Raw genomic sequence first — 870 nt, 5'->3', positions numbered from 1 at the left:
GCGCGTCTCGGGCCGCATACGGCCGTTGCCGCTCAGTGCTTTGGAGGCGGTGCCCACACTGACGCCGGCCAGGACCGCCACGTCGGCGAGGGTCACGCGCCCGCCTGTCGGTGGGCGCCAATCGGTCTCAGTCAAGAACAATCCTTTGCTCTGGGCTGGCAAGGCGTACTCAGTATCAGAAGGCCCACCATATCCCAAGGCGTACCAAGAGGAAGAAGCCGGTCGGCGGATGTCTTGACGAACACCGCTTGTGACTCCTACGTTTCCGGCAAGAAAACCGTTGCTCACCAAATCCGCCGAGCGATGCCGCCGGAGTGACGGCGTGCCGTACGCCGCCCTCCTGCGGTTCCCCGTCCGCGGTTCTGTTCCGACCGGCCTTCTCCAGGGAGATCCATGTCCCGCAAGCTTCCGCCACCGCCCGCCCGGACCGGTCCCGTTCGGCCCTCGGCGCACGCCCGCACCGTCCTGTCCCCGGCTACCGGTGCGGTGATCTCGGGCGGCTTCTGGCACGTCCGGCGTGCGGTGAACGCCGCCGTGAGCGTTCCGCAGGGCCCGGAGCTGCTGGAGTCGGCGGGCAACCTGCACGATCTGCGACTGGTGGCCGGCGCCGTCGAGGGAGCCTTCGAGGGCGACTACCCGTTCATGGACTCCGACGTCTACAAATGGCTGGAGGCCGCGTCCTGGCAGCTCGGTCAGGACGGCCCGCCGCAGGAGCCGGCCGCGGACCGGGCGGAGCTGCACAGGGAGGTGGACCGGATTGTCGCGCTGGTCGCTGCCGCCCAGCAGCCGGACGGCTATCTCAACACCTGGTTCCAGGCGGGCCGGGGTCGCGGCCGGTACACCGACCTGCGGTGGGGCCACGAGCTGTAT

General features: G+C 69.2%; 2 protein-coding genes. One reads left to right on the top strand and one right to left on the bottom strand.

Annotated elements, in window-relative coordinates:
* Positions 1-81, bottom strand: an 81-nt coding sequence (locus HCN08_RS36830) for a hypothetical protein (RefSeq protein WP_322974859.1), incomplete at its 3' end; no start/stop codon positions are given.
* A 312-nt stretch (positions 82-393) separates the two neighbouring features.
* On the opposite strand from HCN08_RS36830, the gene HCN08_RS34460 reads away from it, so the two are divergent.
* A partial coding sequence (locus tag HCN08_RS34460) for a beta-L-arabinofuranosidase domain-containing protein (RefSeq protein WP_206319599.1) occupies positions 394-870 on the top strand: 477 nt, incomplete at its 3' end.

Origin of the sequence: Actinacidiphila epipremni (assembly GCF_012034175.1) — a bacterium.
GTDB lineage: Bacteria > Actinomycetota > Actinomycetes > Streptomycetales > Streptomycetaceae > Actinacidiphila > Actinacidiphila epipremni.
The sequence above is the reverse complement of the archived record's forward strand: the minus strand, read 5'-3'. Positions and strand labels throughout refer to the sequence as shown.